This is a genomic window from Halomonas sp. GT (genome assembly GCF_002082565.1).
Lineage (GTDB): Bacteria > Pseudomonadota > Gammaproteobacteria > Pseudomonadales > Halomonadaceae > Vreelandella.
The window spans coordinates 1,619,961-1,639,688 of record NZ_CP020562.1 but is presented as its reverse complement, the minus strand read 5'-3'; the positions used below and the strand labels follow the sequence as shown (position 1 = coordinate 1,639,688).

General features: G+C 50.8%; 20 protein-coding genes. 6 read left to right on the top strand and 14 right to left on the bottom strand.

Annotated elements, in window-relative coordinates:
* Positions 1 to 12 precede the first annotated feature (12 nt).
* Positions 13 to 999, top strand: a complete 987-nt coding sequence (locus B6A39_RS07640; protein WP_083007876.1) for a LysR family transcriptional regulator — start codon at positions 13 to 15, stop codon at positions 997 to 999.
* Positions 1,000 to 1,270: 271 nt separating this feature from the next.
* A complete protein-coding gene (gene lipA / locus B6A39_RS07635) occupies positions 1,271 to 2,329 on the top strand; it encodes a lipoyl synthase (RefSeq protein ID WP_083003429.1) in 1,059 nt (352 codons plus the stop codon).
* An 89-nt stretch (positions 2,330 to 2,418) separates the two neighbouring features.
* On the opposite strand, the gene lipB is transcribed toward lipA, so the two are convergent.
* The 11 genes from lipB to B6A39_RS07580 form a co-directional block, all read right to left on the bottom strand.
* Complete coding sequence (gene lipB, locus B6A39_RS07630) at positions 2,419 to 3,075, bottom strand: lipoyl(octanoyl) transferase LipB (RefSeq protein WP_083003426.1); 657 nt, start codon at positions 3,073 to 3,075, stop codon at positions 2,419 to 2,421.
* A gap of 2 nt (positions 3,076 to 3,077) precedes the next feature.
* Positions 3,078 to 3,389 (bottom strand): HP0495 family protein, encoded by a 312-nt coding sequence (locus B6A39_RS07625; protein ID WP_083003423.1) that lies wholly within the window; start codon positions 3,387 to 3,389, stop codon positions 3,078 to 3,080.
* A gap of 142 nt (positions 3,390 to 3,531) precedes the next feature.
* Positions 3,532 to 4,731, bottom strand: a complete 1,200-nt coding sequence (locus B6A39_RS07620; RefSeq protein ID WP_083003420.1) for a D-alanyl-D-alanine carboxypeptidase family protein — start codon at positions 4,729 to 4,731, stop codon at positions 3,532 to 3,534.
* 69 nt (positions 4,732 to 4,800) lie between these two features.
* Positions 4,801 to 5,799 carry a septal ring lytic transglycosylase RlpA family protein gene (locus B6A39_RS07615; RefSeq protein ID WP_083003417.1) on the bottom strand — a complete coding sequence of 333 codons (999 nt, stop codon included), beginning with the start codon at positions 5,797 to 5,799 and terminating at the stop codon, positions 4,801 to 4,803.
* 2 nt (positions 5,800 to 5,801) lie between these two features.
* Complete coding sequence (gene mltB / locus B6A39_RS07610; RefSeq protein WP_083003413.1) at positions 5,802 to 6,818, bottom strand: lytic murein transglycosylase B; 1,017 nt, start codon at positions 6,816 to 6,818, stop codon at positions 5,802 to 5,804.
* A gap of 47 nt (positions 6,819 to 6,865) precedes the next feature.
* The gene (rodA, locus tag B6A39_RS07605; protein WP_083003410.1) at positions 6,866 to 8,029 is read right to left on the bottom strand and encodes a rod shape-determining protein RodA; all 1,164 of its coding nucleotides are present in this window, start codon (positions 8,027 to 8,029) and stop codon (positions 6,866 to 6,868) included.
* On the bottom strand, positions 8,029 to 9,936 hold the full coding sequence (mrdA, locus tag B6A39_RS07600) for a penicillin-binding protein 2 (protein ID WP_083003407.1): 1,908 nt from the start codon (positions 9,934 to 9,936) through the stop codon (positions 8,029 to 8,031). Before mrdA ends, rodA begins: the two co-directional genes overlap by 1 nt.
* A gap of 35 nt (positions 9,937 to 9,971) precedes the next feature.
* A complete protein-coding gene (rlmH, locus tag B6A39_RS07595) occupies positions 9,972 to 10,439 on the bottom strand; it encodes a 23S rRNA (pseudouridine(1915)-N(3))-methyltransferase RlmH (RefSeq protein ID WP_083003403.1) in 468 nt (155 codons plus the stop codon).
* Positions 10,436 to 10,822, bottom strand: a complete 387-nt coding sequence (gene rsfS, locus B6A39_RS07590) for a ribosome silencing factor (RefSeq protein WP_083003400.1) — start codon at positions 10,820 to 10,822, stop codon at positions 10,436 to 10,438. Before rsfS ends, rlmH begins: the two co-directional genes overlap by 4 nt.
* Before the next feature lie 107 nt (positions 10,823 to 10,929).
* A complete protein-coding gene (gene nadD / locus B6A39_RS07585) occupies positions 10,930 to 11,589 on the bottom strand; it encodes a nicotinate-nucleotide adenylyltransferase (RefSeq protein ID WP_083003396.1) in 660 nt (219 codons plus the stop codon).
* Positions 11,586 to 12,893, bottom strand: coding sequence for a glutamate-5-semialdehyde dehydrogenase (locus B6A39_RS07580; protein ID WP_083003393.1), 1,308 nt, complete (start codon positions 12,891 to 12,893; stop codon positions 11,586 to 11,588). Before B6A39_RS07580 ends, nadD begins: the two co-directional genes overlap by 4 nt.
* 186 nt (positions 12,894 to 13,079) lie before the next feature.
* On the opposite strand from B6A39_RS07580, the gene B6A39_RS07575 reads away from it, so the two are divergent.
* From B6A39_RS07575 to B6A39_RS07565, 3 genes are read left to right on the top strand one after another with little or no spacing between them, the layout of a single operon-like run.
* On the top strand, positions 13,080 to 13,937 hold the full coding sequence (locus B6A39_RS07575; RefSeq protein WP_083003391.1) for a hypothetical protein: 858 nt from the start codon (positions 13,080 to 13,082) through the stop codon (positions 13,935 to 13,937).
* Positions 13,930 to 14,862: a GGDEF domain-containing protein gene (locus tag B6A39_RS07570; RefSeq protein ID WP_083003388.1), complete on the top strand. Its 933-nt coding sequence runs from the start codon at positions 13,930 to 13,932 to the stop codon at positions 14,860 to 14,862. The genes B6A39_RS07575 and B6A39_RS07570 overlap by 8 nt, the downstream gene beginning before the upstream one ends.
* Positions 14,863 to 14,889: 27 nt before the next feature.
* Positions 14,890 to 16,281, top strand: a complete 1,392-nt coding sequence (locus B6A39_RS07565; RefSeq protein ID WP_083003384.1) for a bifunctional DedA family/phosphatase PAP2 family protein — start codon at positions 14,890 to 14,892, stop codon at positions 16,279 to 16,281.
* Between the two features lie 10 nt (positions 16,282 to 16,291).
* Here B6A39_RS07565 and B6A39_RS07560 read toward each other — a convergent pair whose 3' ends face one another.
* Genes B6A39_RS07560 through mpl form a run of 3 tightly spaced genes read right to left on the bottom strand, consistent with a single transcriptional unit; the run spans position 16,292 to position 18,965 of the window.
* Positions 16,292 to 16,915 (bottom strand): LysE family translocator, encoded by a 624-nt coding sequence (locus tag B6A39_RS07560; protein ID WP_198036782.1) that lies wholly within the window; start codon positions 16,913 to 16,915, stop codon positions 16,292 to 16,294.
* 2 nt (positions 16,916 to 16,917) lie between these two features.
* Complete coding sequence (locus tag B6A39_RS07555; protein ID WP_083003381.1) at positions 16,918 to 17,583, bottom strand: flavin prenyltransferase UbiX; 666 nt, start codon at positions 17,581 to 17,583, stop codon at positions 16,918 to 16,920.
* A complete protein-coding gene (gene mpl, locus B6A39_RS07550) occupies positions 17,580 to 18,965 on the bottom strand; it encodes a UDP-N-acetylmuramate:L-alanyl-gamma-D-glutamyl-meso-diaminopimelate ligase (protein ID WP_083003378.1) in 1,386 nt (461 codons plus the stop codon). Before mpl ends, B6A39_RS07555 begins: the two co-directional genes overlap by 4 nt.
* Before the next feature lie 240 nt (positions 18,966 to 19,205).
* Between mpl and B6A39_RS07545 the strand changes: the two genes are divergently transcribed.
* A complete protein-coding gene (locus tag B6A39_RS07545) occupies positions 19,206 to 19,592 on the top strand; it encodes a glutaredoxin family protein (protein ID WP_083003374.1) in 387 nt (128 codons plus the stop codon).
* Positions 19,593 to 19,728: the final 136 nt, after the last annotated feature.

Genomic DNA, 19,728 nt, shown 5'->3' with positions numbered 1-19,728 from the left:
CGAGAGGTTGCTATGTCATCCCTTACACTACTCAACCGTTTGACCTTCCGACAATTACAGGTATTCCAAGCAGTCCACCGCCAGCGATCCTACTCCCGCGCGGCCGAGCAGTTGGGACTTACACAGCCCGCGGTTAGCGCGCAAATTCGCCAGTTAGAGCTCGCTCTTGGTCAGCCGCTGTTTAAATATGCCGGTAAAACCCTACACGTGCTACCTGCAGCGGATACCTTGGCGCTCTCCACGCGCGAAATTTTCGGACAGCTCTCGAGACTGCAAATGAATCTCTCGGAGATTAATGGCAACATTAGCGGTGAACTGAACATCGCGGCAGTCTCCTCAGCCCAATATGTGGTGCCTTATTTATTAGCCCGCTTTCGAGCACGTTATCCCGATGTCCGTATTCGTCTAAAGGTATGCAATCGCAGTCAAGCGCTAGAAAGGCTGGCAGAACAGAAAGATGATGTCGTGATTATGGCCATGGTGCCTGAAGACGACGACTTGGTGGTAATGCCCATTCTTGAAAATGAACTCATCGCTCTAGTATGGCCAGACCACCCACTGCTTCATATGGAAGCACCCACACTAGCCGACTTTGCGCGTCACTATGTATTGATGCGTGAGCCAGGTTCTGGAGTGCGTATTGCATTTGAGCAGTTGGCCGTTGACCAAGAAATCGGTCTTCCCCACCGCATTGAATTAGGTACTAATGAAGCCATTAAACAAGGTGTTATGGCTCACTTAGGGGTTGCCGTCTTGCCCCGTTTGGCGGTTCAACTTGAACTAGAGCAGGGGTTGCTATCAGCACTGCCCTTACCTAATTTCCCCATTCGCCGCTCGTGGTGCACAGTGTATCGCCGCGATCATTTTCCAACGCCAGTCGCCGATCTCTTTTTACGCTTTATAAGGGAACATCTGCCGGATTTTCGTCGGCATTTTCAAGCCCCCTCTAGCCCGCTACCCAGCCATGGCGTTTCCTGCCTGCCATTAATGCCAATATAATAGGTTGTTTATAGAGTAGGATCCCGATTTAGTGGGATAGCTATTTAGCAGCGCGATAAAGGTGGCTTAGTGTCTTGTTAACCAAGAGATATGTTACATTAGCCTACTACCTACGTATCATTCAGAATATTCAGGGTTTGGCATGTATTCGCGCAGGCGATCCAACTGTCAACGCCATGGCATTTAAACGCCATCGCCAAAGCATATGGTTAGACGCCATAACGCATAACATTTGGGCATTGCCTGCCGCACAGTAGAGAGGCTCTCTCCTATGAGCAACAACCCCACAACGCGTGTCCCTAGCGGCGAAAAATTCCGCAATGAGCACGGCATGTCAGTCATCAAAGACGGCATGAAGCAGCGCAAAGCACCGTCAGAAGAAGCGTCCCCCAGTCTTGACCGTAAACCTAAATGGTTGCGCGCGCAGATTCCAGGTGGCGAACGCTTCGAGGCCGTCAAAAAAAATGTCTCTAAACACCGCCTCAGCACTGTCTGTGCGGAGTCGCACTGCCCTAACATGGGTGAATGCTGGAGCAATGGCACCGCCACCATCATGTTGATGGGATCTGTTTGCACACGTGCATGCCGGTTCTGCGCCGTGGACACAGGCAACCCGAAAGGCTGGCTTGATCAAGACGAGCCGGAAAACACTGCAAAATCGGTTGAACTGATGGGGCTGCGCTACATCGTACTGACCTCTGTTGACCGTGATGACCTAGACGACGGTGGCGCTACACACTACGCCAACTGTATTAAGGCTATTAAATCCCGCACGCCGGAAGTAGTTGTAGAAGCACTCACACCCGACTTTGATGCGGATAAAGCCGCTATTGAACGGGTTGTCGATTCAGGCTTGCAAGTGTTCGCGCAGAACGTTGAGACTGTCGAGCGCCTAACCAGCAAAGTGCGCGACCCGCGTGCTGGTTACCGTAAAACGTTAGATGTATTAGCGCATGCAAAACAGTATCGACCCGACATAATTACCAAAACAAGCTTGATGCTTGGATTAGGCGAGACAGACGAAGAGATACTTAAAACTTTTGATGACCTAAGAGAGATTGGCGTTGATATCGTGACGCTTGGCCAGTATTTGCGTCCTACCAAAAACCACTTGGCCGTAGAGCGCTGGGTTACTCCAGAAGAGTTCGACCGTTATCGTGTGCTTGGTCTTGAAAAAGGATTTCTGGAAGTGCCTTCAGGACCGCTGGTTCGCTCAAGCTATCGCGCCGATCGCGTTTTTGAGAAAAACAACCTTGGTCTTGCTTCCCCCGCCGCGGTTCCTGGCCAAGAGCCTGATACTAACCGTATTCCAGCGTTTAACGTTGGATAAAACGAAACACCAATTATCTGCACGCAATTGACATACCCCGTTCAGAACAGTCACATCAGTTCTACAGTGTCTTGCGTGCAGATAGCTAATTACTGGGTCACCGGCACATCCACCAAGTGACGATCCAACCTCAAAGCTAGTGAACAAGCCAGCTGTTTGCCCACGTCGTGAGGCGTGGGCAACACCACTAAATCAGCCAAGCGCGCCACCTGCATACCCGCGTATCCACAGGGGTTAATGCGCCCGAAGGGGGATAAGTCACCATCTACATTTAGTGCAACCCCGTGATAGCTAGCGCCCCGACGAATTCGCAACCCCAGAGAGGCGATTTTAGCCTCACCCTGCTGCGTATCAACGTAGACGCCAGGTGCATCTGGCTTCGCCCAGGCAGAAACACCATGGTAGGCAAGTACGTCAATCACTGAATTTTCTAGCGCAGTAACCAACTCTCGAACACCAATTTTTCCACGCCGCACATCCAGCAAGGGGTACAGCACAACCTGTCCTGGGCCATGGTAGGTTACTTGCCCACCTCGATCCGTTTTCACTACAGGGATATCACCAGGCATTAACACATGCTCTGGCTTACCCGCTTGGCCTTGAGTAAAAACGGGATCGTGCTCAACTAACCAGAATTGATCAGGCGTGGCCTCATCCCGGGTATCAGTGAGTTCGCGCATCGCGCTCCACACAGGCAAGTAGGCACGATGGCCAAGCTGATGCAGTTCAATAGGTTGACTATCCATGGTTATACCACCATGTGAACACGACCCGTAGCCTTCAGATCATCGAAGAGTTGGCGTAGCTGCTGCTCGCCAGTCGCTATAATAGTGACACGCACAGATTGAAAACGACCGTTACGGCTGTCGACGACTTGAAGTGACGTCTCATCAAAATCCGGAGAATGCTTAACAATCACTTGGCACACGCAGGCTGGGAAGTCCTCAGCGGCATCGCCAACCACTTTCAATGAATAATCACAGGGAAAGGTGATTTTGGGTGGCTCGTTTACTTCAGGCTGACGTAAATCTCTTAGCCCATTTTTCGCGCCTTTTTTCATAGCTCGCCTTTACACGGAATATAGATACGTCTGTTCAACACTCGAATGCAGTACAGCTTTATAGAGTTAGTAACTTAAGCGCAAAATGCTTAAAATTCTGCGCTTAAGCTCACTCGCTGCGACTAACCGGTGAAGTGACTAATTAATCGGTGAAGTTACTGATCAAACCACTGAAGAAACGTCTTACTTGATCAAATAAACGCTTAAACAAGCCGCCCTCTTCAACATTCTCCAGAGCCACTAGCTGACGCTCGCCGACCATTTCTTCGCCTAAATAGACTTCTAGCGTACCGACATCATCACCCACAGCAATTGGCGCTTGAAGATCGCCATCCAGGTTCAAGCGAGCACGCAACTCTTCATTACGGTTGCGCGGAAGCGTCATAAACACTTCACCGTCGACGCCCACACGCAGTTCATTATTATCACCCCCCCATACCCGTGGCGTTGCAAGCACGGCACCACGCTCATAGAGCTTCATCGTTTCATAGAAACGGAAACCGTAGCTAAGGAGCTTCTGTGTTTCCTGTGCTCTTGCCTCTTCTGAGCTAGTGCCCATCACGACTGAAATTAGGCGCATACCATCACGCTCAGCTGAAGAGACAAGACAGTAACCTGCTTCCGTTGTCCAACCCGTTTTCAAGCCATCGACACTCGGATCACGCCATAGCAAACGGTTACGGTTCGGCTGGTCGATACCACCAAACGCGAAGTTACGTTGAGAATAAATGGCATAGTGCTCGGGATAATCGTTAATAATATGCTGAGACAACAATGCCATATCACGGGCTGTTGAGTAGTGATTATCACCGGGCAGTCCTGTCGCGTTTTGGAAATTAGTGTTGTGCATTCCCAAGCGCGTAGCGTGCTGATTCATCAAATCTGCAAATGGCGTTTCGCCACCAGCAAGGTGCTCTGCCATTGCCACGCTAGCGTCATTACCCGAAACAATAATAATACCATGCAGCAGATCATCGACAGAGACTCGATCCCCCACCTCAATGAACATTTTAGAGCCGCCAGTGCGCCACGCTCTTTCACTAATATTGATCATGTCCGTCAGGCTAATGGTGCCACGATCTAACTCACGCTCTACCAAGTAAGCAGTCATGAGTTTAGTTAGGCTTGCTGGCGGCAATCGTTCATCAGAATTATGCTCGGCAAGAATACGACCGCTGTTGGCATCCATCAAAATCCATGAGCTCGCCGCCAACTGAGGAGCAGAGGGAATAATTGTTTGCGGCTGAGGTATCACTTGGGCCACGGCCGGTGAAGCCACCACGGCAAAAACCGCAAACAAACAAAGCCCAGCGGTACGGCGAATAGACATCAATACATTCATCTCTATACTTCTCACAACAAAGAAAAAACGTCAACGAAGCACGTTATTTTAGCTAATAAATGGGGTGAGCTATCTCACGATAAACACTTGTGGGAAGCCCGCCCGACGGAGTTCTTCACGCGCTTGAGTTTCCTGTGCAGGGCTTACTGGCCCAACTTGTACACGGTGCACATCTGTATCACTCATCACCCGCACTTTATGCGGCAGCTCATCAACCAAGCGCTGTTGCAACTGCTGGGCTCCTTCTTCACTACCCAAAGCCGCAATTTGTAGATAAATGGGATTATCGGTTGCCATTGATCGCTGTACGGCAACCTCTCGTACAGGCTGTGCATTCACCTCAGGAGTTGTAGAAGAAACCGTATTGGCTGCTCTACTACCGCTACTACCACTCCTACCCTGCTGCGCCAACCATTGTTCAGGCTCAATAGCTTCAACGCGGACGGCGCCAGTGCCATTATCTAAAAAGCCTAGCCGTGCAGCCGCTGCATAAGAAAGATCGATTTCACGATCACTATGAAAAGGACCTCGATCATTAACGCGCACGATAACAGATTGACCACTATCTAGACTGGTGACGCGGGCAAATGTTGGTAATGGCAACGAACGGTGAGCAGCTGACATTTTATACATGTCATAGATTTCACCGTTTGAAGTGGCATAGCCATGGAATTTTTCGCCGTACCAAGAGGCCGTTCCCTGCTTCACGTAGCCTGCTGCATCCGGTAGCACATGATAGGTTTCACCCCACACTTCATAAGTGGAGCGATTACCAGCACGCGATAGTGGCTCTATACGAGGCTCAGCGTTTGGCACTTTGCTCACATCCGGCGGCTCTAGCGGATACGCATCGCCAGTCATTGCATAGCGCTCACCCGGTGATGAGCCACCACGTTGCACACTATCACTTGCTCCACTGCTGAGCGCCCCACTCGCACCTGCAGCAGGCTTACTAGCAGGCTGATTGGCGCTATTTTGGTTAGTTTCATGACTGGCACAACCGCTAACCAACGCCATAATGACCACCGCACCACCTATACAGCGAGCCTCAGACAGCACTGTTCTCATGTTTAGCCCTCAACCTGCTGCGCAATAGCTTCTGACAACTCCGCTACTGCCATTGCATAGAGATGGCTGTGGTTATAGCGAGTAATAACGTAAAAGTTATATTCACCCAATCGATACTGGATACTGTCATCGGTAAGCTCGAGCCTTAATGGCACCACAAGCAACTCTGGTTCAAGCGTACTCTGTGACTCAATGCCAGCGTCAATCGCCTCAGCTGCAGTCACAACGGGTTTACTGGTTTGATTCATAGGAAGCGTTTCAGGCACTGAATCAGGACCATTGGCCTCATGATAAATTGCGCCATCACGCTGCCAGCCATGAACAGCAAAATAATTCGCCACACTGCCAATAGCATCAACCGGATTTTCCCATAAGTCTCGTTTACCATCGTCGTCAAAATCGACAGCATACGCTTGGTAACTAGTGGGAATAAACTGGGGATACCCCATTGCACCTGCATACGAACCATAGAGTTCGTCTGCTTCAACGCCTTGCTCATGAGCAATTTTCAAGAAAGCCACCAGCTCGCCTCGAAAAAAGCCACCACGGACTGGATGATGGAACGCCAATGTTGCCAATGAGTCTAGTACGCGATGGCGTCCTTTATGCTTACCGTAATAGGTTTCAACACCAATAATGGCGGCAATGACCTCTCTGGGAACACCATATTCCTCTTCAGCCCGAGCAAGCGCATTCTCATACTCATCGATGAAGTCAGCACCTTCCTCAATGCGTTGTTGTGTTAAGAATATATCTCGATACTCATGCCAGCGTAAGCGACGTTCAGCCGCACCTTCCATAGCGTCTAAAACAGATTGGCTATAGTTGGCTTGATTCAAGGTATTTGTTAGCCATTGCCGGGGAATTCCTTGCGCTGCTAACTCGTCAACTAACTGTTGAGTCCCTTCGTGCTGTTGCGGATCAAAGGGCGACGCATCATCAGCCCACGCAACTGTGTAAGAACACGCTAAGAGTACAGCTGCCACGCAACCGCCTGCTTTATTTCGGGCCCAGTTCATTAACTCACCACTCCTGTGAAAAAGCACCGCTATTTATCCATTCGATACTAGCGCGGCAACAACCGCCGATGGGCATGTATTGACATGAGAATACCGAACCCAGCCAGTAAGGTCACGCTGGAAGTCCCGCCATAGCTCACTAGCGGCAGCGGTACGCCAACAACGGGCAAAATACCACTCACCATGCCAACATTGACGAACACATATATAAAAAACGTAAGAATAATACTACCTGCAAATAGTCGCCCAAAGGTGTCCTGTGAAGACGTTGCCAGCCAAAGGCCTCGCCCTACAATCATGACGTATAGGGACAGCAGCACCAGCATTCCTACCAGACCAAACTCTTCACCTAGCACGGCAATAATAAAATCCGTATGGCGCTCAGGCAGGAACTCTAATTGGGACTGAGTGCCCTCAAGCCACCCCTTACCCCATAAACCACCACTACCAATGGCTGTTGTGGATTGGATAATATTCCAACCCGAGCCCAATGGGTCACTATCCGGATCCAGGAACGTTAACACCCGTTGACGCTGATAGTTGTGCATGTTCATCCATAGAACAGGAAGCCCTGCCGCAACTAAAGCGCCAACTAAGCCAATTAAGCGCCAAGACAACCCTGCCAGAAGCACGACAATGACCGCCGCACTGGCCACTAAAAGCGATGTTCCAAGATCCGGCTGAATAGCTGTAAGCACTACTGGCAAGCCGATGATCACCGCGCATACCAAAATATGCCTGAAACGCGGCGGTAATTGGCAACGATTCAGATAGGCAGCCACCATTAAGGGCACCGCTAACTTCATCATTTCAGATGGCTGAAAACGAATAACACCCGGTATTTCAAGCCACCGCTTTGCCCCCATGCCCACATCACCAGCAATCTCAACTGCTAGCAACATTGCCAAACCCACGCCATACGCTAAAGGCGCCCAACGCAAAAATGTGGAAGGCGAAAGTTGAGCAATAACCACCATAATAACGATGGCAACACCAAAACGTATGGCTTGAGCAATCACTGTATCAATGCGCTGCCCAGAGGCGCTATAAAGCACTAATAACCCACCGCCCATCAGCAAGAGCAGCAAACCTAACAACCATGGGTCAAGATGAATCCGCTCCCAGATACTTTTGCGCCTGGCAATACCGCTGTCTGGCGGGCGTACCGGATAACGACGTAATGGGCGAGAGAGGGTTTGCCACGACCTCATTAGTTGCCCTCCACGTTGGCAGCATCTTCTTCCAATACTTCTTTAACTTCTTCTACATCTGGCGCATCGTCTCTTAGTATCCAGGCATCGGTCATTGCACGTGCCAAATGAGCGGCATGGGTGCTTCCGCCGCCAGCATTTTCAACAATGACTGAAACCGCAATTTGCGGGTCGTCGAGTGGCGCAAACGCCATAAAGAGAGCGTGATCGCGCAGGCGCTCTTCAAGCTCTTCGGCGTTGTAACGCTGATCCTGTCCAAGCGAGAACACCTGGGCGGTGCCGGATTTTCCACCCATACGGTACTCTAGACCTACCCCGGTACGCCTCGCTGTACCTTCGTTACCGCTGATAACTTTTTCCATACCGCTGAAAACACGGTTCCACCAATTCTCATTATCCAACTGAATATCAGGTAACGTGTCTGGTAAGTCCTGCGCCAGGGGTTCGTCGCCTATTTCTAACGCAAGACGTGGCTTTACCCAATGCCCACGATTAGCCAATGTAGCGGTTGCGCTAGCCAACTGTAACGGCGTTACCTGCCAGTAACCTTGCCCGATACCTACAGAGAGAGTTTCACCGGGATACCAAGGCTGATTAAAACGTGCCCGCTTCCAATCACGAGATGGCATAAGGCCTGTGCTTTCGCCCTGCACGTCATGAGCAACACGTTGGCCAAAACCAAAATTAGTCATTTGTTCATGCAGATTATCGATACCCAAATCATGGGCTAGGGTGTAGTAATAAGTATTGTTTGAAACAGCAATAGACCGCTCCATATCTACTCGGCCATGCCCCCAGCGTAGCCAATTACGATAGCGACGGGAGTCGTTAGGCAACTGATAAAAACCAGGATCATTAATCGTGCTATCAGGAGTGATAACGCCTTCGACTAGTCCTGCAAGCGCCAAAAAGGGCTTAATAGTTGAACCTGGTGGATAATGACCACGAATTGCTCGGTTAAATAGCGGAAGGTCGATATTTTCCTGCAAGCCGCGATAAGAAGCGACATCAATTCCCGTAACAAACTGATTACTATCAAAACCAGGTGTCGATACCATGGCAAGGATTTCACCCGATCCAGGAACGATAGCGACGATAGATCCACGCCTACCATCTAGCAGCTCGTAAGCCAGCATTTGCATTGACTTATCAAGCGTCAACGTAAGGTTTTCCCCTGGTACCGGATCAGTCCGGCCAAGCTCTCTAAGTACACGCCCACGTGCGTTCGTTTCAACCTTACGCAGCCCCGCCTGCCCGTGTAGCTCCGTCTCGTAAAAACGCTCAACACCCGTTTTTCCAATAAAGTGCGTCCCCGCATATCGCCCAGCATCTAGGCTTTGCATCTCTTCTGCGTTGATGCGTCCTACGTAGCCTAGCGAATGAGCCATCATTTCGGCATCCGGATAGTAACGGAGCAGTTGCGCCTCTACTTCAACCCCTGGCAAACGATGCCGATTCACCGCCAGCCGCGCTATTTGATCTTCACTCAAATCACTCATTAAAAGCGCAGGCTGAAAGGGGCGCTGGCGTTGTCGAGAACGTACATTGAACGCTTCGATATCATCTTCGGGCAAGTCTAGAAGTTCAACTAACAGCGCTAGCGTTTCATCTAAATCATCAACGCGTTCACGCACCAACGTGAGGTTATAGGTTGGGCGATTTTCGGCAAGGAGGACACCATTGCGGTCGTAAATTAACCCACGATTAGGAGGTAACGGCTCGACACGGACACGGTTTTTTTCGGAGCGCGTACTGTATAAATCGTGCTGAACGATCTGCAAGTAAGCTAATCGCCCAGTCAACAATCCTGTTAAAACAGCCACCACTAAGACGGCAAGTAGCGCCCTGACACGAAAAATACGCAATTCTTGCTCAGGGTTTTTAAGCGTGTCACGGCGCTTAGGCATGGGTAACGATGACTCTCAAATCAGACAAAAAGCAATTATCGATGATAGGGATGACCTACTAATAAGGTCCACGCCCGGTAGAGCTGCTCAGCTAGCATTATGCGTACTAGAGGGTGCGGCAACGTGAGAGGTGATAAAGACCACGCTTTGTCGGCCATTGCTGAAAGGGATGGCTCTAAACCATCTGGCCCCCCCACCAACAACACTATATCTTTGCCTAACATGCGCCAAGCATCAGCTTCGACAGCAAGTTGCTCGGTACTCCAGGTTTTGCCCTTAACCTCAAGTGCCACGATATATTCGTCGCCGCGAAGCTTGTCACGTATACGCTGAGCTTCCTGTGCACACGCCTTAGCAATATCAGCATTTTTGCCGCGCTGCCCCAACGGAATCTCTTCTATTTCAAGCGTGAAGTCCCTAGGTAGCCGTTTGCGGTAGGTCTCAATGCCCTCTTCAACCCACGCAGGCATTTTGGTGCCCACCGCTAACAGCCGGATCTTCATGACATCGTAGCTCGCTCTTCAAATCTTTTAAGCGACTCGCTAATGGCACCAGCGTCATTGGGAAGATCTGCCCATAAACGCTCAAGATCATAGAGCGCTCGCGCTTCAGGCAACATAATATGCACAACCACATCGCCCAGATCGACTAGCACCCAATCGGCATTGTCGCCACCTTCAACACCTCGGGGCGAAAGGCCTGATGCTTTGGCTTTTTCCACAACGTTTTGCGCTAATGCAGCCACGTGGCGCGTAGACGTACCACTGGCAATCAGCATCAAGTCCGTAACTTCGGTCAGTTTGGAAACATCTAGCTGCGTAATATCTCGTGCTTTAAGTTCTTCTAGGGCTTCAACCGCTAGATTTTTAAGTGTATCGATGTGCATGGCTCCTAAAGGCAACCCCTTGTTGTCGTAAGCTCAGCAAAAACAAGCTCAGTGATATTCAGTCAATAAGCCGGCCATTGTAACGGCTTCTTTCCTGACTGCCAGCGCTATTCATCACAATGATAGAAACCATGCCGCAGAATGGCTTCTTCGACGGCCTCAGGCAGTAGATAACGAACGCTTTTGCCCTTTTCTAAACGCTCCCTTATGTAGGTAGCCGAGATCGCCATCATGGAGGGCAAGGCCAGCGTCAGAACATTACCATTAGGGCTTTTCATTAGTTCATCTACGGTATCGACTTCACGATCGCCTACCAGTTCCCTTAATGCCTCAGGCAACGGCGCGTTATAACCAGGTCGAGCGATCACCACTAGGTTCGCCAAAGAGAATATCTGTGAGGCTTTGTGCCATTTGGCTAACCGCAGGAAAGCATCGAACCCGATTATCATCACTAAGCGAGCACTATCGCCATACGCTTGCCGTAGTTCAGCAAGCGTATCCACGCTATAAGAAGGTCCTTCGCGGCGTAGTTCACGATCATCCGCTACCACCCCTGGCGTATCGCTAATACCTAACGTTAACAACTCAAAACGCTGTTTCGGCGACACCTGAGGCGTATCACGCAAAGGCGGCTGAGGCGCGGGAATCATGTGGAGACGATCAAGTTTAAGGGCTTCACGAACCTCAACGGCGCTTCGTAAATGCCCCAGATGCACAGGATCAAATGTGCCCCCCAGCATACCTATTCGCACGGGTGTTGAACTCATTGCCTGACTTGCCCATCTCCAAAGACGACATATTTTTGCGTTGTGAGCCCTTCCAACCCAACCGGCCCTCGCGCATGCAGTTTATCGGTTGAAATACCAATTTCTGCGCCCAACCCATACTCAAAACCATCGGCAAAGCGCGTAGAGGCATTTACGATGACTGAACTTGAGTCGACCTCAGCCATGAAGCGCCTCGCCAGAGTGATATCTTGAGTCACAATGGCATCAGTATGATGGGAACCATATTGCTCGATATGCTGAATCGCCTCATCCATGCCATCGACGACTTTAATCGCTAAAATAGGCGCCAGGTACTCAGCCCCCCAGTCTTCTTCAGTGGCCAACGCGGCTTGGGGCAGCAATGCTCTTGTGCGCTCGCAACCACGAAGCTCTACCTTATGCTCGGCGTAGGCACGAGCCAACTCAGGTAGCACAATATCGGCAATCGGGGCATCCACCAGTAGTGTTTCCATCGTATTGCAGGTGCCATAGCGATGCGTTTTCGCGTTTACCGCGATGGCCAGCGCTTTAGCGGGATCTGCCGTAGTGTCGATGTAAACGTGACAAACCCCATCAAGGTGTTTAATAACCGGTACCGTTGCCTCGCGGGAAATACGCTCGATCAGAGATTTCCCACCTCTAGGAATAATGACGTCGACGTAGTCGGGCATACTAATCATCGCCCCCACCGCAGCGCGATCAGTGGTGGCAACGACCTGAACTGATTCAGCTGGCAAGCCAACATCGGCTAGCCCTTCCTGGATACAACTACTAATCGCCGCATTTGACGCACTGGCCTCAGAACCTCCGCGTAACAAACAAGCATTGCCAGATTTTAAACAGAGGCTTGCTGCTTCTAAGGTGACGTTAGGGCGGGATTCATAAATAATGCCAATGACTCCTAGCGGCACGCGCATTTTGCCAACTTGAATTCCACTTGGGCGATAGCGCATATCGTCAACTTCGCCAACAGGATCTGGCAGTGCGGCCACTTGATGAAGGCCTTCGATCATGGCATCAATTCGTTCGTCATTTAGTGCCAGTCGATCTAGCAACGCATTGTCTAGACCCGTTTCTTTACCCCTCTGCACGTCAAGCGTATTAGCCTCTAGTATTAATTGTCTAGATGCCATCAGGCGCGATGCCATTGCTTCAAGCGCGCGATTTTTCAATCCCGTATCTGCACGTCGCAGCTCTCTAGCAGCTGCCCGAGCGCCTTGACCGAGCACCTGGATATAAGCGGGCACATCCCCCGCAGCTAGTTGCTGTAGGGCTATGTTCTGGTGTGCGTTTGAACCGCTCATACTTTCTCCCTGTGTTATCGCGTATGCAAGGCAAGTTGCATTCTATGGTAGTGGTACTAGGTGTTTGGCAGTATGTTACGCCATTAGAGCGTTATACTGACGCTGTCAGTGATTACATTTCGACGCCCACGCCTAGTTAAAGTGTGCCATGGGCAATCCTGAATTAAAGGTGAATAGTAAGCCACCATGCAAAGCAAGTACAAAATACGCCTACTAAGAGCCAATCTGTTTGCAGCGGCGGTAGCATTAGCGTTTTGGACGCATATGGCACAGCCGGTGGCTGCGCTAATGCTTTGGTTGTCTGTTGGCTGGCTTTTTTTTACTGCACTATTACTTGATTTTAGCCATCGTCGTTCTAAAGGCCTGCCTTGGCAAGTGTTCACTGGGGCGCTACTACTGGGGCTTATTGCCGTTGCTCCAGAGCGCCATAGCTTTTTAATATGGGCTTGGGCGGCAATGTTTATGCTGCCTCAGAAACGCTGGGTGGCCGTTTTTAATGCGTGCGCTGCGTTGATCAGCTGGTCATTAATCGCCCCTCTTCTTGCCTTACCCGAAGCGCTATTACTGTTGGCGGCATTGATGACACTGGGCGTGCTGTCCAGCGCAAAAGCCTGCCAGTTAATCGATATTAACGGTTCCATTCGCAAACGCCTTCGGCTTATCCCCGGACTGAATCTATGGCCAAGTGGGCAGCTGTTGAAAGACCTGAACCGCGAACAAACCCGCTCTGAACGTGAAGCTATCTATGCAGAGTTATTAATTATCCAAGTAAAACGCCATCAACTTTGGTCGTCAGCGCAAAAGTTATGCAACCTTACATACAGCTTCGAACACGTTTATCGCTTAAATAATCAGACGCTTGCTGCCTTGATGTTGTCACATAATTCAAAAGAAGCCGCCCACCGTCGCAAGCTTCTGTGCGCTGGCCTCCCAGAAATACAGCACTCCCACCAACTACCACTAATGGATATAGAGCTATCAGGCCTAACCGTCGAGGCGCTAATCCAACCCCCGCCTCAACAACGGGATGAGAACAATGATTGATCAGCCGCTGCCCAGGCACCTCATGACCTTTGCCTACACCGCCAGCGTGACCCTGGTAGCAGGGTACACATTCTGGCTTTATGGGATGGGAAACTATAACGACCTTTTAGTGCCCATGTTTGTGACACTATTGCTATTTGCAGCGTTGTTAATGCACCACAGTCAGGCGTTAAATCCTGTTCTCCCCCGCGCTATTTTGCTAGGTAGCAGTTACGTTATTACCCTAGCAGCCTTCTATAACCATCCTAGCATCTCGACAATTTGGATCGGACTGCCCACGGCCGCTGCATTTTTTTTGCTACCACTATCGAGTGCTTTAACGCTAACTGCACTTGCCTGCCCGTTGTGGTGGTTGCTAACCCGCCATAGCGATACAACCACAGAGATGATCATTGCTTATACCGCTCTCATTCTGCTGCTGGCATTACCCCCATGGGAACACACGCGGCAGCGCGCATTATTAAGAGCGACAGACCCAAACGACAACGATTGCGATGCTTACCATATCGATACGCTTAAAGAGCGATTACATAATGAGTTTCTTCGCGCAGCGATGCTTAACAAACGTTTGGCAGTCTTAGTAATGCATTTACCCCAGCTTGATATGGCGGAAGAACAATTTGGTTCACGTGCAAAAACGGCACTACTGGGCGCTCTCTGTAACGAAGTGAATAGCCGTTGCCGTGACCACGACCTACTAGGCAGGGCAGGTAATGCCACATTCTGGTTAGTGCTACCTGATACAAGCGAGAGCGGTGCTATGCTGGTGCGCGAGCGGCTTCAACGCGCATTATCACAGCGTGTTCTAGTGGAAACGGGGCAGTTAGAAACCCGTATTGCTGTTTGCATACCATGCCGAAATGAGAGTTTCGAACGCTATACAAATCGCTTGGAAGCACGTGCCAAGGCATTATCTATCGCCTAATGCGGAATAAATGGAGCAGTATTTTTCATGGCGGATACGCTGTTTGCCCTGTCACTCTCGCCAGCCATGTTACTACTGATGGTGGCGCTGATTTCGCTGCTTGAGTCTCTTGCACTGGTTGGTTTATTGGTACCTGGTGTGGTGTTAATTACTGCAGCTGCGTCTGTAGCGGGACATGAAGCCATTGCCCTGCCATGGTTAATCGGTGCTGCGTTAATAGGTGCAATTTTGGGTGATAGCATCAGCTACCTGCTTGGCTATCACCACCGTGAACAGGTCACCCGTCGTTGGCCCCTATCCATGCATCCAGAATGGCTTGAACGCGGCGTACGTTTTTTTGAACGTTATGGTATCCATTCAGTGTTTATTGGCCGGTTCGTTGGCCCCGTCCGTCCTATCATTCCGCTTATAGCCGGGATGATGCGGATGCCAAAGCACACATTCTTATGGGCCAATATAACGTCTGCAATCTTGTGGGCACCCGCTTATGTGTTACCTGGCTATTTGTTAGGAAGGACCTGGCAACAACACCTCAATCTACCCCAAAATATAGAAACGGTACTCATTACATTAGGTGCCAGTCTCGTCGTGCTTGCGGTGATTTTCTCTTGGGGAAGAGCCCAGGTTGGACGCCATGGCTTTATCTACTTGGCAACAGCACGCCTTATTCGTCGCGTTCCCTTTATGCGCCGCTCATGGCTCTCAATGAGCCTGAATGATGAAGTACCGCTAGCCTCGTTACTGCTACTTGTAATCACGTTAGCAAGTGTCTCAGCCTGGACACTGCTAGTAATGAATCATCAAGCTCCTATGCCGATAGACCTACAAGCGCAGCGCCTGTTTAGCTGGTTAACCAATGAGCCACTTCAGTTAACCAGCCTGGTCTTAGCAAAAATAGGGGATCCACTTGGGGTTACCGCCCTGCTTGTGCCTTTGGCCATTTGGCTGGCACACCATAAACGTATCGATGCTCTCTGCCATTGGGCCTTTGCCATTGGTTTCGTTGCACTACTCAACACTATTGGAAAAATGGTTTTTGAGCGTGCTCGTCCGCAAACACCGGACTACTTAATTGGCTCATTTTCATATCCAAGTGCACACACCTCCACGACGGTGGTTGTAGTGGGGCTAGCAGCCGCTTTTATTGCAGCAGGCTTGCACCGCAAACAACGCGTTTGGGTTTATTGGCTGGCCATTACCCTAGTAACGCCTATGGCGCTATCGCGTTTGATATTGGGCGTTCATTGGCTAAGTGATCTCATCGGCGGCGCGCTCTTGGGCTTGCTGGTATGCGCCCTCATCCGACTGAATTGGCAGCGACGCGTTAGAGCTCCTTTACCTCATTGCCCGTGGGGCAGACTAATGGCATTCACCATCGCGCTGGTAGTCCTACGGATTATACTGATGCCACCTGTCTAGCCATTCGGTGCTACCCCAGAGCCAGCCAGATTCCCACGCCTATCATTAATGTCCCTGCAATGCGATTAAGCAACCTTACATTGCCACTTTTGCCCAGCACGTTACGCAGCGTTTTACCCCCTGTTGCGTAAACGAGCATGCTGGCAAACTCGATTATTAAAATAACCGCAATAAGAAGGGATAGCTGAGGCGCGAGTGGTCGACTACCATCTAAAAACGGCGGTAGCAGCACCATAAAAAATGCCCACCCTTTAGGGTTGGCCACGGCCGTCACCAAACCCTGAATTGCCAGTTGCACCCGCCCAGCAGGCGGCCCGGCATTAAGCTCGTCAGGGATAGCCATTCGCCCCCTGGAGCGCCACATCATAATCCCCAGATAAGCCAAGTACGCACCGCCTACCCACTTAAACGCAATGAACAGCTCTGGCTGTCGTAGCATTAACGCTGCCACACCAGCACCTGCAGCGGCTGCCACGATGCCAACGCCAATTAACTCACCTATCATCATCCACAACGTTCGCTTCACCCCCTGGGTCATACCCAGTACCATCGCCAACGTCATACACATCCCCGGCGTAAGGGAAACGAATAAAAACGTGGGTACAAACACCGACAGCGTCGCCCATGACATCATCATTACTCTTCCGTGTTGTTTACATCGTTATCTGCATCGCTAGACGTGGTTTCATACCCCTCTCCCCAGCGCGGTACTAGACGGTGGGCAATGCCTAACTGATTGAGAATCCGTGCGACCACAAAGTCGATCAAATCTTCTATCCGTTCCGGGCGATGATAAAAGCCGGGGGCCGCAGGCAAAATCACGACACCCAGACGGCTTAGCGCCAGCATGTGCTCCAGGTGAATGGGGGAAAATGGACTTTCACGCGGCACCATGACTAATGTCCGCCGCTCTTTGATGGCAACGTCAGCGGCACGCTCAATTAAGTTATTGCTCGCGCCAGTTGCGACTGCTGACAACGTACCTGTAGAGCAGGGGCAAATTACCATCGCAGAGGGAGCGCCGGACCCCGATGCCACGGGCGCCATCCAGTCTTCACGCCCAAAACAGCGGATTTGACCGGGTTTGGCACCACTCTGCTCAGTAAGCGCCTCTACTAAGCGTTTTGGCTGAGCGGGTAACGACACATCCGTCTCAGTGGCAATGACCATATGCGCCGCTTTGGAGATCATTACCCATACTTCATGCCCTGAGGCCACCAGTACGTCGATCAAGCGCAGGCCATATTGCGCCCCTGAAGCACCTGTCAGCGCCACCGTCACCGGAGGTTTAAAGTCTGTCACTCAGTTTGCTCCTTGGCAGACAGCGCACTCAATAGACGCTGGTGAACGCCCTCGAAACCACCATTGGACATAACAACAATACGGTCGAGTGGCGACGCGTGAGTAACAACCGCCTTAACAAGTGCATCGATATCGCTATATAGCTCAGCGCGTTCGCCTTGTTCAGCCACTAACGCCTCCATTGACCAGTCAAGCCCTGCCGGTTGAAACCAGAACACCGCATCCGCATCGGCAACGCTCTCGTTTAGTCGAGCACGTAGAGCGCCTAAACGCATGGTGTTGGAACGAGGCTCAATCACCGCGAGTAGTCGCCCTTTGGTGGTGGCTGCGCGCAACCCTTTTAACGTCGCTGCAATTGCTGTTGGATGGTGGGCAAAGTCATCAATAACTTGTACGCCGTCCACTTCACCGATGATTTCTTGACGCCGACGGGGTGTTTTAAAACGCGCGAGAGCGGCACAAGCGCGAGGGAGATTCACACCGCAACGGCTCGCTGCAGCAAGTGCCGCGAGTGCATTGCGCGCGTTGTGCTCACCCGTTAACGCCCATTCGACCACGCCATCCTCTTCACCGTTTGCCCCGATGTGGAGCACCTGAAAACGGCTACCATCAGCACGTTCCAAACGCAGTTGCCACTCACTGCTCTCTAATGTGCCGAAATGCTCGACCGACGACCACGACCCCATTCCCAGAACACGCTCAAGCGCAGGCTGTTGATCAGCAACTAGTAAGCAACCTCGGCTCGGCACTGTTCGTACCAAATGGTGGAACTGGCGCTCAATCGCAGCAAGGTCAGGGAATATATCGGCATGGTCAAACTCTAAGTTGTTCATCACCGCAATCTGGGGGCGGTAGTGAACAAACTTAGAGCGCTTGTCAAAAAATGCCGTATCGTACTCGTCAGCCTCGACAATGAAGGGGCTATTGTGATGACCTAAGCGTGCCGACACACCAAAATTACGCGGCACACCACCAATTAAAAATCCAGGCGTAAAGCCAGCGCTTTCCAATAACCATGCTAAAAGGCTGGCAGTGGTGGTCTTACCGTGAGTACCTGCAACGGCAATGACTTGCCTGCCAGGCAGTACATGCTCAGCCAGCCACTGAGCACCTGAGGTATAGGACAAACCGCTATTTAGCAGCGCCTCGACTTCGGGGTTACCCCGAGATAACGCATTTCCCACAATGACAAGTGCAGGCTGATCAGCAAGATTTTCAGCGCGATATCCCTCCATCAAGGTTATCCCCGCCTCTTCTAACTGGGTGCTCATGGGAGGATACACATTCGTATCTGAGCCGCTCACCTGATGCCCTAACTCACGCGCTAGCAAAGCCAGGCTCCCCATAAAAGTGCCGCAGATACCCATAATATGCAGACGCATCGGTGAAGCGCTCCTTACTTAACCAGTTAACTAGGCTGCTGAGACTAGCATGCAACGTTAACAGGCTCATCTAGTTCAAGGCAGTCTTGGCTTAAAACTAGGGCCAAAGCTCGTTCAGAAGTGACAAAACGCCCAGTTTGATGCAGGATGCGGCTACCTTTTTGCTCATGATTTTTTAAATATGATCATTCATACACATCCAACCGCTGACCAATCTCAGCGTAACCGAGGGAGCTTACAATGCGTGTTTTGATTCGCTATTTCTTCAGAGGTGTCCGCCTTATTCTAGCCCCCGTCATGTTGATCTCAGAGAAGCTTTCAACCCCTAAATCTGTAGAGCGTACCGAGGAAGAGCAAGCTAAGGTCGATGCCGCCTGTGAACACCTAGCTCTCTATCAGTTCCGGACATGTCCTTTCTGCATCAAAGTACGTAAAGAAATCGCTCGGTTGGGCCTAAAGATCGAATTGCGCGATGCTCAGCTAGACCCTGCTCATAAAAAAGCCCTTCAAGAAGGCGGTGGCAAAGTCAAAGTTCCCTGCTTAAAAATTAATCATGAAGACGGCCGGGAAGAGTGGCTCTACGAGTCAGATGCCATTAACCGCTGGTTGCACCAACATTTCGCTTAAAACACATTTACACAGTGCCGCTATTCGACTGAAGCACCTAGCACCCAATAGCGGCCCCCCACCTTCGTCTAATCTCCCTCCATTTTAAGACCGCACCCAGCCTTATCATTCAGCAGATGAATGATACCTCTCATTA